Annotated in this window: 13 protein-coding genes; 9 read left to right on the top strand and 4 right to left on the bottom strand. The window is 72.2% G+C overall.

Annotated elements, in window-relative coordinates; translation table 11 throughout:
- Positions 1-32: 32 nt before the first annotated feature.
- The gene (locus SCWH03_RS09985; RefSeq protein WP_173263828.1) at positions 33-1,208 is read left to right on the top strand and encodes a mannosyltransferase family protein; all 1,176 of its coding nucleotides are present in this window, start codon (positions 33-35) and stop codon (positions 1,206-1,208) included.
- Between the two features lie 317 nt (positions 1,209-1,525).
- On the opposite strand, the gene SCWH03_RS09980 is transcribed toward SCWH03_RS09985, so the two are convergent.
- Positions 1,526-1,897 carry a DUF192 domain-containing protein gene (locus SCWH03_RS09980; protein WP_173263827.1) on the bottom strand — a complete coding sequence of 124 codons (372 nt, stop codon included), beginning with the start codon at positions 1,895-1,897 and terminating at the stop codon, positions 1,526-1,528.
- A 247-nt stretch (positions 1,898-2,144) separates the two neighbouring features.
- Between SCWH03_RS09980 and SCWH03_RS09975 the strand changes: the two genes are divergently transcribed.
- The 4 genes from SCWH03_RS09975 (at position 2,145) to SCWH03_RS28910 (ending at position 5,326) form a co-directional block, all read left to right on the top strand.
- Positions 2,145-3,098, top strand: coding sequence for a prepilin peptidase (locus SCWH03_RS09975; protein WP_443098659.1), 954 nt, complete (start codon positions 2,145-2,147; stop codon positions 3,096-3,098).
- Between the two features lie 271 nt (positions 3,099-3,369).
- On the top strand, positions 3,370-3,762 hold the full coding sequence (locus tag SCWH03_RS09970) for a cupin domain-containing protein (protein WP_173263826.1): 393 nt from the start codon (positions 3,370-3,372) through the stop codon (positions 3,760-3,762).
- Between the two features lie 286 nt (positions 3,763-4,048).
- Positions 4,049-4,651 carry a DUF2079 domain-containing protein gene (locus tag SCWH03_RS28915; RefSeq protein WP_254076662.1) on the top strand — a complete coding sequence of 201 codons (603 nt, stop codon included), beginning with the start codon at positions 4,049-4,051 and terminating at the stop codon, positions 4,649-4,651.
- 3 nt (positions 4,652-4,654) lie between these two features.
- The gene (locus tag SCWH03_RS28910; RefSeq protein ID WP_254076661.1) at positions 4,655-5,326 is read left to right on the top strand and encodes a DUF2079 domain-containing protein; all 672 of its coding nucleotides are present in this window, start codon (positions 4,655-4,657) and stop codon (positions 5,324-5,326) included.
- 706 nt (positions 5,327-6,032) lie between these two features.
- Here SCWH03_RS28910 and mgrA read toward each other — a convergent pair.
- A complete protein-coding gene (gene mgrA / locus SCWH03_RS09960) occupies positions 6,033-7,070 on the bottom strand; it encodes an L-glyceraldehyde 3-phosphate reductase (protein WP_173263825.1) in 1,038 nt (345 codons plus the stop codon).
- 111 nt (positions 7,071-7,181) lie between these two features.
- On the opposite strand from mgrA, the gene SCWH03_RS09955 reads away from it, so the two are divergent.
- From SCWH03_RS09955 to SCWH03_RS09940, 4 genes are all read left to right on the top strand, one after another.
- On the top strand, positions 7,182-7,943 hold the full coding sequence (locus SCWH03_RS09955) for an isoprenyl transferase (protein ID WP_173263824.1): 762 nt from the start codon (positions 7,182-7,184) through the stop codon (positions 7,941-7,943).
- 625 nt (positions 7,944-8,568) lie between these two features.
- Positions 8,569-9,891 carry an RNA 5'-3' helicase PhoH2 gene (gene phoH2, locus SCWH03_RS09950; RefSeq protein WP_173263823.1) on the top strand — a complete coding sequence of 441 codons (1,323 nt, stop codon included), beginning with the start codon at positions 8,569-8,571 and terminating at the stop codon, positions 9,889-9,891.
- A gap of 391 nt (positions 9,892-10,282) precedes the next feature.
- Positions 10,283-11,011, top strand: coding sequence for an aggregation-promoting factor C-terminal-like domain-containing protein (locus SCWH03_RS09945; protein ID WP_173263822.1), 729 nt, complete (start codon positions 10,283-10,285; stop codon positions 11,009-11,011).
- A gap of 262 nt (positions 11,012-11,273) precedes the next feature.
- Positions 11,274-12,671: an AI-2E family transporter gene (locus tag SCWH03_RS09940; protein WP_173263821.1), complete on the top strand. Its 1,398-nt coding sequence runs from the start codon at positions 11,274-11,276 to the stop codon at positions 12,669-12,671.
- A gap of 228 nt (positions 12,672-12,899) precedes the next feature.
- On the opposite strand, the gene SCWH03_RS09935 is transcribed toward SCWH03_RS09940, so the two are convergent.
- Positions 12,900-13,433, bottom strand: coding sequence for an alkyl hydroperoxide reductase (locus SCWH03_RS09935; RefSeq protein WP_173263820.1), 534 nt, complete (start codon positions 13,431-13,433; stop codon positions 12,900-12,902).
- 2 nt (positions 13,434-13,435) lie between these two features.
- Positions 13,436-13,993 (bottom strand): peroxiredoxin, encoded by a 558-nt coding sequence (locus SCWH03_RS09930; RefSeq protein ID WP_173263819.1) that lies wholly within the window; start codon positions 13,991-13,993, stop codon positions 13,436-13,438.
- Positions 13,994-14,090 lie beyond the last annotated feature (97 nt).

Genomic DNA, 14,090 nt, shown 5'->3' with positions numbered 1-14,090 from the left:
GCCGCTCCCGACCCGCGGCGATAATCGGGCGCATGTCCGACCAGTCCGTATCGGCGCGACGGAGCGACCGCCCCCGCACTGCGCCCCCTCCGTCCGGGATCGCCCGTGCTGCTCCCGCGCTCCTGGGGTACGCGGCGGTCCGGGCGCTGGGAACGGCGATCCTCCTGGCGGCCGCCGCGGTGCAGGGGGAGGACGCCCTGCACCGGCTCAACGGGCGCTGGGACTCCGTCTGGTATGTCCGGATCGCCGAGTACGGCTACGGGTACGAGGTGATGCTGCCCGATGGCAGCGTCCACTCGGATCTGGCCTTCTTCCCTCTGCTGCCCGCGTTGGAGCGGGCGGTCTCCGAGATGCTGCCGGTCGGCGCCGCCACGGCGGGACTGGCGATCGGCTGGCTCGCTGCGCTCGCCGCCGCCTGGGGCATCCACGCCGTCGGTGCCCATGTGGCCGGTCAACGGACGGGGGTGCTGCTCGCCGTGCTGTGGGGTGTCTGCCCGACCGCTTTCGTGCAGTCGATGGCGTACACCGAGACGCTGTTCACCGCGCTGGCCGCCTGGTCGCTGTACGCCGTGCTGAACGACCGCTGGATCGCCGCGGGGACGCTCTGCGCGCTGGCCGGGCTCACCCGGCCCTCGGCTGTCGCGCTCGTCGCCGCCCTCGGTGTGACCGTCCTCGTGCGGCTGCTCCGGAGGGACCTGACGCGGCGGACGGCCGTCGGCGCGGTCGTCGGCGCGGTCGTCGCGCCGCTCGGCTGGCTGGGGTATGCCGCCTTCGTCGCGGTGCGCCGGGGCAGCCCCACGGCGTACTTCGAGGTCCAGGCCGCCTGGGGCAACGAGATCGACGGCGGGGTCGCCCTCGCCCGTTTCGTCGTCGGGCATCTGACGGGGCCCGACCCGCTCGCCGGAGTCGGGCTGATCGCCGCACTCGGGTTGCTGCTCTGGGTGCTGTGGCTCTGCGTGAAGCAGGGCCTGCCGCTGCCGCTGCTGGTGTACACGGCCGGGATCGTCGTCGTTTCGCTGGTCGGGGCCGCGTATTTCGGCTCCCGTCCTCGGCTGATGATGCCCGCGTTCCCGCTGCTGCTGCCCGCTGCCGCCGCCCTCGCGCGGCCCGCCCGCCGGAGCGTCGTCATCGTGGTGACGGTGGTGCTGCTCGCGCTCGCGTCGGGGGTGTACGGGGCGTTCACCCTGCTGGGTACGGGGCCGCCCTGATATACGGGGTGCCGGACGCAGCGGACCACGGCGGACCACGGCGGGGAGGCCATCTCGTGGAGCGCCGTGAAGATGGTCCGCCCCTCAGCCCCTCCGCTGGTCCGTGCCTCCGCTGGTCCGCGCCTCCGCTGGTCCGTGCCTCCGCCCGTGCGGCTGTCCGCCCCACCGGCCGTCCGACGGTCCGGTGCTCCGACGGTCCGGCCGCCTGCTGTTCCCTGCGACTGAGGGTCTGCCGGTCTGCCGGTCTGCCGGTGTGAGGGTCTGCCGGTCTGCCGGTCTGCCGGTGTGAGGGTCTGCCGGTCTGACGGCCCGACCGGTCAGGCTGCCGGGCGCCGCCCCGCCCCGATCGTGAGCCGGATCCCCGGTCGTACGCCCCATCGCGCCATCGCGCCCGCCTCCGCCTCCAGGACATGGCGGCTGCGAGGTCTCGGTATCCCGAGTCGGCCGGGGCGCATCGTGCGGACATCCAGGACGCGCAACTCCTTGTCGAGATAGGCCACGTCGATGGCGAAGCGCATCCGGAAGGTGTGCACGCTCGCGCAGGGTGTCAGCATGAGCGCGCCGTGCAGGCCGTCTCGGCCGAGGAGACCGCGGTAGCGCGCACCATACGACGCGGCGATCAGGAGATCGACCGGATCAGCCCGGCCGGGGACCGTCAGCGTGCCATTGCCGTCCTGCCATGCGCCCATGGGGCAGGACCGTAGCGGGAGTCGGGCCGGGATGGGTCCCGAACTGCCGGGCCGGGCCCAGGGCTGCCGAGAGCGGGCCCGGGGTGCCGAGAGCGGATCCGGACTGCCGGGAGTGGGCCCGTGGGCCCATGACCCTCCGTCTCCCCGACCCTAGGGTCGGACCGTGGAGTACGCGTACGTGACGCTGATCGCCGCCGCCGTGTGGGGGACCGCGGTGGGGGTGCTCGTGCCGCGCCCCGCCTATCGGATGTCCGTCGAGCCGGGGGCGGCGTGGCGGAGCGCGTGTCCTGCCGGGCATCCTCTCACCGGTCCCGCGCGCGGCTGGCTGGGGCCCGCGCGCTGCCCGCGCTGCGTGCCTGCCGTGCCCGCGCGGCCCGCGGTCGCGTCCGCCGGGGCGGCAGGGTCCGACTCGCGGGAAGGGTCCGACTCGCGGGCGAGGGATGGTGCGGCCGGGTCCGCGGTTGCGGACGTGTCGGGTGCTGTGGCGGGGCCGCGCGGTGTGGCGGGGCCGTGCGGTGCGGACGTGCCGGGTGGTCGAGCCGGGGCTGAGGTGCCGGATGGTGCGGCCGGGTCGGCGGTTGCGGACGTGTCGGGTGCTGTGGCGGGGCCGTGCGGTGTGGACCGGCCCGAGGACGCCGATGTCCGCTGTGCCGCCGCCTACCGCTGCTCGTCGCTCGTACCTGCGGCCACCGCGGTCTCCTGTGCGGCACTCGCCGCGGCCGTCGGGCCCAGGCCGGAACTGGCGGTATGGCTGCTGCTCGTGCCCTTCGCCGTCCTGCTCGCCCTGGTCGACCGCAACGTCCACCGGCTTCCGGACCAGCTGACTCTGCCGCTCGCCGCCGCGGCGGCCGTACTGCTGGGCGGCGCGGCAGTGCTCCCCGGCGCCGGCGGGTCATGGACGACGGCGCTGCTCGGCGGGCCCGTGCTGGGTGCCGGGTACCTCGTGCTCTTCCTCGTCAATCCGAACGGCATGGGCTTCGGCGATGTGAAGCTGGCCCTGTCGCTCGGCGTGGCGCTCGGCTGGTACGGCTGGCAGGTCCTCTTCGTGGGGGCCTTCGCGGGGTTCCTGCTCGGCGCGGTGTACGGGCTCGGGCTCGTCCTCCTCCGCGGGGCGGGGCGCCGTACGGCCATCCCGTTCGGGCCGTTCATGGTCTCGGGCGCGCTGCTCGGGCTGCTGCTCGGAGGGCTCACCTCCGGCTGAGCGGTGTGCGGCGAGTGCCTGCCCGCTTACCGGGACCCTTGCAGAAAGCCCCGGCGTTCGCGGGCCCTCAGTGGGCACGGACCGCAGTCGGCGAGGGCGAAGTGGACGCGGACGAGGGAGTGCCGCTGACCCTGCGCTGCGGGGACCGGCTGATGCCGGTCGCGCCCTGGGGGCAGGCGGCCTTCTCGGCGTCCCCGTCCGTGGTGAAGGCGGCCCGGGTCAGGTCCGGAGCCCCCGGGTCGCGCCGTGGTCAGGGGCCAGACTGGGGACCATGAACCCCACACCCGTCAACCTGACCGAGGCACTCGCCTCTTTCGGCGATGTGTACAGCCCCCGCATCGTGGCCCGGATGAACGACTACGACGTACGCGTGGCGCACGTCGCCGGGGACCACGTCTGGCACGTGCACGAGGACACCGACGAGTTCTTCCTGGTCCTCGACGGCCGCTTCGCGATAGCGATGCGTGACGCTGAGGGCGTCGAGAGGACGGTCGAACTCCGCAAGGGCGACACGTTCGTGGTCCCGAGGGGCACCGAGCACAAGCCGTCGTCGCCGGGCGGCTCGATCCTGATGTTCGAGCCGGCCGGCACGAAGTCCACGGGCGACCGCCACGAGGGGGAGATCCCGGCCCATGTGGACAGCACCACAGGTCACGCCCTCTAGCATGCGGGCATATGCGGACATTCTTTGACAATTTCATGGTCTCGCGTGTGCAGTCGAAGCCGGCACCGGCTTCGACTGCACACGCGAGACCGACGGAAGGTCCCTCCGCCGCCCTCCTCCCCTGGGGTTGGGCGGCGGTCCTGTCCCTGCTCTACGCGACCGTCGCCTTACGCCGCCACCAGCTCCTGCGCACCACGGGCTACGACCTCGGCATCTTCGAGCAGGCGGTACGCATTTACGCCCGCCTACGCCCGCCTACGCCCGGCTCCAGGCTCCCGTCGTCCCGTTGCGCGGCGACGGCTTCCATCTGCTCGGCGACCACTTCCATCCGCTGGTCGCCGTCCTCGCCCCGCTCTACGGCCTCTGGCCGTCCCCGCTCTGTCTGCTCGTGGCCCAGTCCGCCCTCCTCGCCGTCGCCGTGGTGCCGCTGGCGCGCTGGGCCGTCCGGGCGCTCGGCCGCCGCGCCGCGCATGTCGTCGCCTTCGGCTACGGCGTGAGCTGGGGCATCGCATCGGCCGCCGCCTTCGACTTCCGCGAGGTGGCCCTGGCCGTGCCGCTGCTGGCCTTCGCCCTTGCGGCGCTCGGCCGGCGGCGCTGGGGGCGGGCCGTCGCCTGGGCCGCCCCCTGCTGCTGGTCAAGGAGGACCTGGGGCTCACCCTGGCCGCCGTGGGTGCCTATGTGGCCTGGCAGGGGCCGCGGAAGCTGGGGCTCGCCACGGCCGCGGCCGGAATCGTCGGCAGCGCCGTCGAGATCACGCTGCTGCTGCCGGCCTTCAACCCCGGCGGCGGGTACGCCCACGGAGGCAACCTCACCGACGGGCGCGGTTCGCTCCTCGCCACGCTGGCCTTCGCACCGCTCGACGCGCTGCGTCCGGACGTCCAGGCCATGACCCTTGTGCTGGTGTTCGTTCGCCCCCAGTGCGCTCCTCGCCCTGCGGTCGCCCCTGTCGCTGGTCGCCGTGCCGACGCTCGCCTGGCGGATGCTGTCGGAGAACGCGTTCCACGGGGGAACCGCCTTCCACTACAGCGCGGTGCTGATGCCCGTCGTCTTCGCCGGTCTGATCGACGCCCTCGGCCGCTACCACCGGGCCGGCGATCCGCTCGCGACCCGGCATGTGCGCGCCTCCCTGGTCACGGTCCTCGCCGTGGCGGTGGTGCTGCTGCCCTCCTTTCCGCTCGCCCAGCTGGCGCAGCGGGCCACCTGGCGCACCACCCCGCACATCGAGGCCGCCCGGGCGCTGCTCCAGCGGATCCCGGACGGGGCGACGGTGGCCGCCTCCAACCGACTCGTGCCCCAGCTCACGTCCCGCTGCCACGTCGTGCTCTTCCCGACCTGGCCGGTCGAGGGGCGTCTGTACGAGTACGGCCGGAAGCGAACGCCCCGGCCCACCGCGGAATGGATCATCCACGACAGCAGGGCCCCGGAGGCGTGGCCGTACCGGACGGGCCACTGGCCCTATCCGCCCGAGCAGCAGGAGGCCGAACTGGAGGCGGCGCAGCGGGTGTACGGGTACGACCGTGTCGCAGCCCTCGACGGCATCACGCTGCTGAGGCGTCCCCGGTGATCCCCGCGCTGCCGCGCTGCCGCGGTGTCCGGTGATCCTTGCGGACGGGACGGGACGGGACGGGACGGGGCGGGACGGGGCGGGACGGGGCGGGGCGGGCCGCCGTCGGGCCCGCCCTCGGCGCGGCGGTGCGTCCGGCCCGCTCAGGGCGGGTCCCGGCAGCGGTCCGACAGGCCCCTTACGGGCGCAAGCGGGCCGCGCCGCCGGATGCGGTCGTCCCGCACGGGCCGCGTCAACCGGATGCACGGTGGGCCGTTACCTCTTAGGGAGTACGGCCCGCATCCCGCGCGGAGGCTCGACCCGGCCCCTGCCCAGGGTCTTTCCCCTTTCCGCAACGCAGTCGTATGACTCCGGAGAGTAGTTGGCGCCTGCCGTGGTGCGCGCTCGCCTGCGCAAAGGGTTATGGTGGAACTCCCCCCCCTCGGGCCGGTCCGTATCCCCCCCACGGACCGGCCCGATTTCTCTTCCCCCGAGCGCCCCCCGGTGCGCCCCCGATTGCTCCCGGGTTCCAGCGAAGTGCACCCAATGCCCCGAGTGGCCCCCGGGTGCCGAATGCCCTGTGCCGTTCCGTGCGGGCCGGTAGAGCCGCGCATAAACCCGCACGAACCCGCACGAACCCGCACGAACCCGTACGACTCCGTATGGCCCGTACGACCCCTTATGGCCCCAGGCGGCCCCGGGTGCTGTTGAAGGGGCCCGGGCAGGGTCAGCCGCGGTCGGCCCAGATGTTCGTCCCCGCGGTGTCCACCGCGAAGACGTCGATCTCCCTCAGTTCCTCCTCGGTGAGCGGCGCCGCGCGCAGTGCGGCCACGTTCTCCTCCAGCTGGCCGGCACTGCTCGCGCCGATCAGGGCCGAGGTCATCCGGTCGTCGCGCAGCACCCAGCTCAGCGCCAGCTGCGCGAGCGTCTGGCCGCGCCGCCGCGCTATCCCGTCCAGGCCCCGCAGCCGGCGCAGCATCTCCTCGGAGAGCAGGTCCGGGTCGAGGGACTTGCCCTGGGTCGCCCGCGAGCCCTCCGGTACGCCGGTGAGGTACTTGCCGGTGAGGAGTCCCTGGGCGAGCGGCGCGAAGGAGATGCAGCCCATGCCGGCCGCCTCCAGGGTGTCGAGGATCCCGTCGTGCTCGATCCAGCGGTTGACCATCGAGTAGGACGGCTGGTGGATGAGTGCCGGGACCCCCATCGCCTGCAGCAGCCGGGCCGCCTCGGCGGTCTGCTCGGAGTTGTACGAGGAGACGCCCGCGTAGAGGGCCTTGCCCTGCCGGACGGCGGACGCCAGTGCGCCCATCGTCTCCTCCAGCGGGGTGTGCGGGTCGAAGCGATGGGAGTAGAAGATGTCGACGTAGTCAAGGCCCATCCGCTTCAGCGAAGCGTCCAGCGAGGACATCAGGTACTTGCGGGAGCCCCACTCGCCGTAGGGCCCGGGGTGCATCAGATAGCCGGCCTTGGTGGAGACGACCAGCTCGTCCCGGTACGGCGCGAAGTCCTGGGCGAAGATCTTGCCGAAGTTCAGCTCGGCCGAGCCGGGGGGCGGCCCGTAGTTGTTCGCCAGGTCGAAATGGGTGACGCCGAGGTCGAAGGCACGGCGCAGGATCGCCCGCTGCGAGGCGAGCGCGCGGTCGTCGCCGAAGTTGTGCCACAGGCCCAAAGAGATCGCGGGCAGCTTGAGCCCGCTGCGGCCGGTCCTGCGGTACTCCATCGAGGTGTACCGGTCCTCGGCTGCACGGTAATAGGGGGAGTCGTTCACGCTTCCCTGCCTATCACGGACTTGTGACAGACCGGGTTGGGTGCGCCCGGCCGCTCCGCAGTAGTGTGACGGGCGTCGGGGGCCAGCCACAGCACGGAGGGGTTAAGGACTGTGAACCTGCGCGACCTGGTGTACGGGCTCTACGCACGCCGGGTGGAGGGCCGCCTCGACCACGCCCAGGTGCCCAAGCACATCGGTGTCATCCTCGACGGCAACCGGCGCTGGGCGAAGGCGTCGGGTGGCACGGCCGCGGAGGGGCACCGGGCGGGGGCGGAGAAGATCTCCGAGCTGCTGGGCTGGTGCGCCGAGACCGATGTCGAGGTGGTCACGCTCTGGATGCTGTCCACGGACAACTTCGACCGTCCGGAGGAGGAGCTGCGCCCGCTTCTCGGCATCATCGAGAACACCGTGCGCAAGCTCGCCTCCGACGGCCGGTGGCGGGTGCACCACGTGGGAACCGCGGACCTGCTTCCCGCCGGGACCCAGTCGGTGCTCAAGGAGGCCCAGCGGTCGACCGCCGGTAACGACGGGATACTGGTGAACGTCGCGGTCGGCTACGGCGGCCGCCAGGAGATCGCGGACGCGGTGCGCTCCCTGCTGAACGAGCATGCCGCGAGGGGGACGACCTTCGAGGAGCTCGCGGAGATCGTCGATACCGACATGATCGCCTCCCACCTCTACACACGTGGGCAGCCCGACCCCGATCTGGTGATCCGTACGAGTGGCGAGCAGCGTCTGTCGGGCTTCATGCTCTGGCAGAGCGCGCACTCCGAGTACTACTTCTGCGAGGTGTTCTGGCCGGCCTTCCGCAAGGTCGACTTCCTCCGCGCCCTCCGCGACTACGCGGCCCGCCACCGCCGCTACGGGGCCTGACGGCAGGCCGCGCCGCTGCGGGCCCTTCGAGCCGGCCCGCGCCGGCGGTGTCCGCGCCGGTGCTGCCCGGGCGGGCGGATGCCCTGAGCACGCGCCCGGAGCCACCCGCGCGGGCCCCGTCGGCGGGGGCCGCCCGAGGCGCCCGAGGCGACGGTGCCCGCCGCCGGGTGCGGAACACCGGGGCGGTGGCCGGCAGGGGGGCCGACGGGGAGGCGGCCGGTGGGATCTTGACGGCCGGTACCCCGTTCGGCGCTGGCGCGGTGGGCCGAACGGGCGGAAGCCCGCCACTCCTGGGGGTGGTCCGGGGCATGGCCACCGCATGTTCGTCGACACATCGTCATATGCCATGGCATGGCTGCGCTTGTTCGAGGGAATATCCCTGACAGGTCGACATCCGGACACCCGCTCCGGATGCCGTTCTACAGCGCGCGGCACCGAGCCGCTCGCCCGGGAGGCCCTTTGCGCCAGGACGACCGTGCGGCCAGCACGGAAGGAACGGGGGGCCGGTGCCCGGCCCGTGCATCGTGGCCGGAGACCGGTCCGGTCCCCTGCCGTCCGGTGGGGAGACCCCCAGCCCGCGACGCCGTCGCACACCCCGATCTCAGCCGAGGGGGTACGTCCTTCCGTGGTGAACAGCACAAAGCGCCGCATGTCCGACAGGCGCACCTATGTCATCGACACCAGCGTCCTGCTGGCCGACCCCAGTGCCGTCTCGCGCTTCGACGAGCACGAGGTCGTGCTCCCGATCGTCGTCGTGACGGAGCTGGAGGCCAAGAGGCACCACCCGGAGCTCGGTTACTTCGCCAGGCAGGCGCTGCGCCTGCTCGACGACTACCGGGTCCGGTACGGCCGCCTGGACGCACCCATCCCGATGGGCGACCTCGGCGGCACGCTGCGCGTCGAGCTCAACCACTCGGACCCCGGGGTGCTCCCCGCCGGCTACCGGCTGGGTGACAACGACTCACGGATCCTCGCGGTGGCACGGAACCTCCAGGCAGAGGGGTACGACGTCACCGTCGTGTCCAAGGACCTGCCGTTGCGCATCAAGGCGTCCTCCGTCGGCCTCCTCGCCGAGGAGTACCGTGCGGAGCTCGCCGCCACGGACTCCGGTTGGACCGGGATGTCCGAACTCGCCCTGTCCGCCCAGCAGGTGGACATCCTCTTCGAGGACGAGCACCTGGACGTCCCCGAGGCCTCCGGCCTGCCCGTCCACACCGGACTCGTCCTCCAGTCGGAGCGGGGCAAGGCCCTCGGCAGGGTCTCGACCGGCGGCGGCGTCCGGCTGGTCCGGGGCGACCGCGAGGCCTTCGGTATCCGCGGCCGCAGTGCCGAGCAGCGCATCGCCCTCGATCTGCTGCTCGACCCGGATGTCGGCATCGTCTCGCTGGGCGGCCGGGCGGGTACCGGCAAGTCCGCGCTCGCGCTCTGTGCCGGTCTGGAGGCCGTGCTGGAGCGCAGGCAGCACCGGAAGGTGATGGTCTTCCGGCCGCTGTACGCGGTCGGCGGTCAGGAGCTGGGCTATCTGCCGGGCACCGAGGCCGAGAAGATGAGCCCCTGGGCGCAGGCGGTCTTCGACACCCTCTCCGCGGTGGCCGGACGCGAGGTCATCGAGGAGGTCCTGGGCCGGGGGATGCTCGAGGTGCTGCCGCTGACCCACATCCGCGGACGCTCGCTGCACGACGCGTTCGTCATCGTCGACGAGGCCCAGTCCCTGGAGCGGAACGTCCTGCTCACCGTGCTGTCCCGCATCGGCCCCAACTCGCGGGTCGTCCTGACCCATGACGTGGCGCAGCGGGACAATCTTCGCGTGGGTCGCTACGACGGGGTCGTCGCCGTCGTGGAGAAGCTGAAGGGGCATCCGCTCTTCGCGCATGTCACGCTCACCCGGTCCGAACGCTCGCAGATCGCCGCGCTGGTGACCGAGATGCTGGAGGACGGGCCGATCTGACGGGACCTGCCCGGCACGGAAAGGGGCGCCGCCCGGCGAGCGAAGGAGCTTAGCCGGGCGGCGCCGTGCTGCGCCGCTCTTTCCACAAATCTCCTGGGGCAAACGGGGTGTGAGCTTTCCCACGCGGCCATGAATTGCCCTGCGGCATCCGCGTCCGGCAGAGTCTGGGTTCCGTCAGGCCCCGCATACGGCACACCCGCACCCTCAGGGGCGCGGCACCACACAACTCCACAGACATCGCCGTATGCCGCCCGAGTACCACGCGGCACTCCCGCAGGGGAGCGCCCACCGGGCCCGTGCCTCCCGTGACCTAGCAACAGGGAGTGCCAGTGCCAGGGGCACGATTGCGCCCGCGAGGTCACCTGTGCGGGCGGTGCTGGAAGGAAACCGTGTGAGCCGGATCTCGGTCCGGGGATTCGCGGTGGCGTCCGCCACCGCGGTCACCACTGTCGGCGCTGTCGTGGGTGTTGCCTCGGGCAACTCCCTTCCCGCGAACGGCGACAACCTGGAGACGACCGCGGCGGACGCGACGCTGCTCGCGGACATCCCCGTCGGTGAGCAGGCCCAGGTTCAGGTCGCGTCCCTGACACAGCAGGCCGACGCGCAGGCGGCTGCCGCCGACACGGCCGCGAGGAAGTCCGCGGAGGAGGCGGCTCGCCTCCAGGCGGCCAAGGACGCCGAGGCGAAGAAGCAGGCCGCCGAGGAGCAGGCCCAGCGCGAGGCCGAGGCCCGGAAGGCCAAGGAGGCCGAGGAAGCCAGGGAGGCCGAGGAGCGCGCCAGCCGCTCCGCCGTCCGCGACGCCGGCAGCTTCTCGGCGCAGTCCTCGTACACCATCTCCGAGGTCCAGGCGATCGCCCGCCAGATGGTCCCCGGCGACCAGTTCCAGTGCTTCAGCAACATCGTGGACCACGAGTCCAGTTGGAACTACCGGGCCCAGAACCCGTCCTCCGGTGCCTACGGCCTCGTCCAGGCGCTCCCCGGCACCAAGATGGCGTCTGCCGGCGCCGACTGGCAGACGAACCCCGCCACCCAGATCAAGTGGGGTCTGAGCTATATGAACGACCGCTACGGCAGCCCCTGCGGCGCCTGGTCGTTCTGGCAGGCCAACCGCTGGTACTGAGGCGTGTCGCGCCAGTAGCTCCGGCCGCCCGAAGGGCGGGCCCTGGGGCGTCCGGTGCCTGCGGGCGCGGGACCGCGGGCCGGCGCGGGCACCCCGAGTGCCCGGAGTGTCCGCGGGTGTCTGGAGGCCCGCGCCGGCCGGACCCCGAACCCCGGATGGCCGTCCCGGCCGACCGACTCCGCTGAGCCCCTCACCGTCCGACGGTGGGGGGCTCGGTCCGTGTACGGTCGGGACGGACCTTGGGGGGAGAGGGAAGCACGAGATGTCGAAGACACCAGCGTGGCTGGGTCGGCTGGGGGCCGGGCTGTCCCGGCTCGGGGAGCGGTTCGAGGAACGGCGGGCCGCCGCCGTGGCCGCGGCGGAGCCCGGCGGTGACCCCGGTGACGGGCGTCCGGATGCGGCGGACCCGTCCGACCGGGTCCCACCGCCGCCGGCCTACGCCCCGGCCGTTCCCGCGCGACCCCATCCGGTCGAGGCCCTCCCCTGGGGGATGAGGGTCGCGGCAGAGGCGGGCTGGCGGCTGCTGGTCCTGGCCGGCACGCTCTGGGTGCTGATGCGCGTCATCAGCTCGGTTCGGCTCGTCGTGCTCGCCTTCGTCGCCGCCCTGCTGGTCACCGCGCTGCTCCAGCCGACCGTGGCCCGTCTGAAGGGGGCCGGGCTGCCGCGTGGGCTCGCCACGGCCGTCACGGCGATCCTGGGCTTCGTCGTCATCGGCCTCGTCGGCTGGTTCGTCGTCTGGCAGGTGACGGAGAACCTCGGCGACCTCGCCGACCGGGTGAAGGACGGTATCGAGGAACTCAAACGCTGGCTGCTCAACAGCCCGTTCCATGTGACCGAGCGCCAGATCAACGACATCGCGAACAATCTCCAGGACACCATCGGCACCAACACGCAGGAGATCACCTCCGCCGGGCTCCAGGGCGTGACCGTGATGGTGGAGATCCTCACCGGAATACTGCTGGCGCTGTTCTCCACCCTCTTCCTGCTCTACGACGGGCGGCGGATCTGGCAGTGGTCCCTGAAGCTGGTGCCCGCCGCCGCCCGCCCCGGTGTCGCCGGCGCCGGGCCGCGGGCCTGGCGGACCCTCACGGCGTATGTGCGGGGCACGGTGGTGGTCGCACTCATCGACGCGATCTTCATCGGTCTCGGCATCTATTTCCTGGACGTGCCGCTCGCCGTGCCGCTCGCCGTCTTCATCTTCCTGTTCTCCTTCATCCCCCTGGTGGGCGCGGTCGTCTCGGGTGCCCTGGCGGTCGTCGTCGCCCTGGTCACCCAGGGGGTGTTCACCGCCTTCATGGTGCTGCTCGTGGTGCTCGCCGTGCAGCAGATCGAAGGGCATGTACTGCAGCCGTTCATCCTCGGCCGCGCGGTCCGGGTCCATCCGCTGGCCGTCGTCCTCGCGGTCGCCACGGGCGGTCTGACGGCGGGGATCGGCGGTGCGGTGGTCGCGGTGCCGCTGGTGGCGGTGACGAACACGGTGGTCACCTACCTCTACGCGTACGGCCAGGGCCAGGTGAGCCGGATCGGCCCCGCTCCGCACGGGGCGACGGTGACGGACCTGGCGCCGACCCCGACTCCGGCCACGCCCCCGACTCCGCCTCTGCCGCCCGCCGCACCGAAGTCCGAACCCCCGCCCCCGGAGGGCGAGGAGCGCACCTGACGCGCCGCACCGCACCGGATGCCGCGCCGACCACGCCGCACCAAAAGCCGCGCCGCGCCGCTTCCCCGCGGGCGAACCCCGCCCGGCGCGGCACGAGGCGCGGGCTGGGCGCCGGACCCCCCGCGGCGGCGGGGAGGTCCCGCCCGGCGGGGGAAGAGCGGCGCCCCGCCCGGCTGCGTGCCGTGCGGGGCGCTCTGTGCGGGGTCCGGCCGAACGGCCGGGACATCGCTACCCGGCGAGCACGGCCTCCGCGTCCAGCGTCGTCCCGACGGCCTGGATCACCGAGGCGATCTTGAAGGCCTCCTGGATGACATCGCGCTCGACGCCGGCCTTGCGAAGCACCTGCTCGTGCGAGTCGAGGCACTGGCCGCAGCCGTTGATCGCGGAGACGGCCAGCGACCACAGCTCGAAGTCGGTCTTCTCGACGCCCGGGTTGCCGATGACGTTCATCCGCAGACCGGCGCGCAGCGTCCCGTACTCGGGGTCCGACAGCAGGTGCCGGGTCCGGTAGAAGACGTTGTTCATCGCCATGACCGCGGCGGCCGACTTGGCGGCGGTGTAGGCATCGGCGGACAGGTTGGCCCTGGCCTCGGGCTCCAGCTCGCGCAGCACGATCGGCGAGCGGGAGGCGATCGCGCAGGCGAGGACGGTGCCCCACAGCTGCTGCTGCGGGAGGTCGCTGTTGCCGATCACCGAACCGAGGTTCAGCTTGAGGTCCTTGGCGTAGTCCGGGAGTGCGGACTTCAGCTCATCGAGGGCCATGCTCACTCACCGGCCAGCAGCTTGCCCGCGTCGAGGGTGTCCTCGCCCTTGGACCAGTTGCAGGGGCAGAGCTCGTCGGTCTGCAGGGCGTCGAGGACCCGCAGGACCTCCTTGGGGTTACGGCCGACGGAGCCGGCGGTCACCATGGTGAACTGGATCTCGTTGTTCGGGTCGACGATGAAGACGGCCCGCTGGGCGAAGCCGTCCTCGCCCTCGATGCCGAGGGCGCGCATCAGCTCGTGCTTGGAGTCGGCCATCATCGGGAAGGGCAGGTCACGCAGGTCGGCGTGGTCCCTGCGCCAGGCGTGGTGAACGAACTCGGAGTCGCCGGAGAAGCCGAGGACCCGGGCGTCGCGGTCGGCGAACTCGTCGTTCAGCCTGCCGAACGCCGCGATCTCGGTGGGGCAGACGAAGGTGAAGTCCTTGGGCCAGAAGAAGACCACTGACCAACCGTTCTTGAAGTCCTCCGAAGAGTACTCCTTGATCTCCAGCTTGTCGTCAGAGGGGCCCTCCACGCCCATGAGCTTCCAAGCGGGGAACTTGTCGCCGACAGTCAGCACTGTGCTTCTCCAGAGTTACGAGGGGCTGGACGTCCCGTAGACTCCCACGCCGGATATCGGAGAGGGAAATCGATCAATCGAACCAAAGCGATCGGCG

Origin of the sequence: Streptomyces pacificus (assembly GCF_011766325.1) — a bacterium.
Classification (GTDB): domain Bacteria; phylum Actinomycetota; class Actinomycetes; order Streptomycetales; family Streptomycetaceae; genus Streptomyces; species Streptomyces pacificus.
The sequence above is the reverse complement of the archived record's forward strand: the minus strand, read 5'-3'. Positions and strand labels throughout refer to the sequence as shown.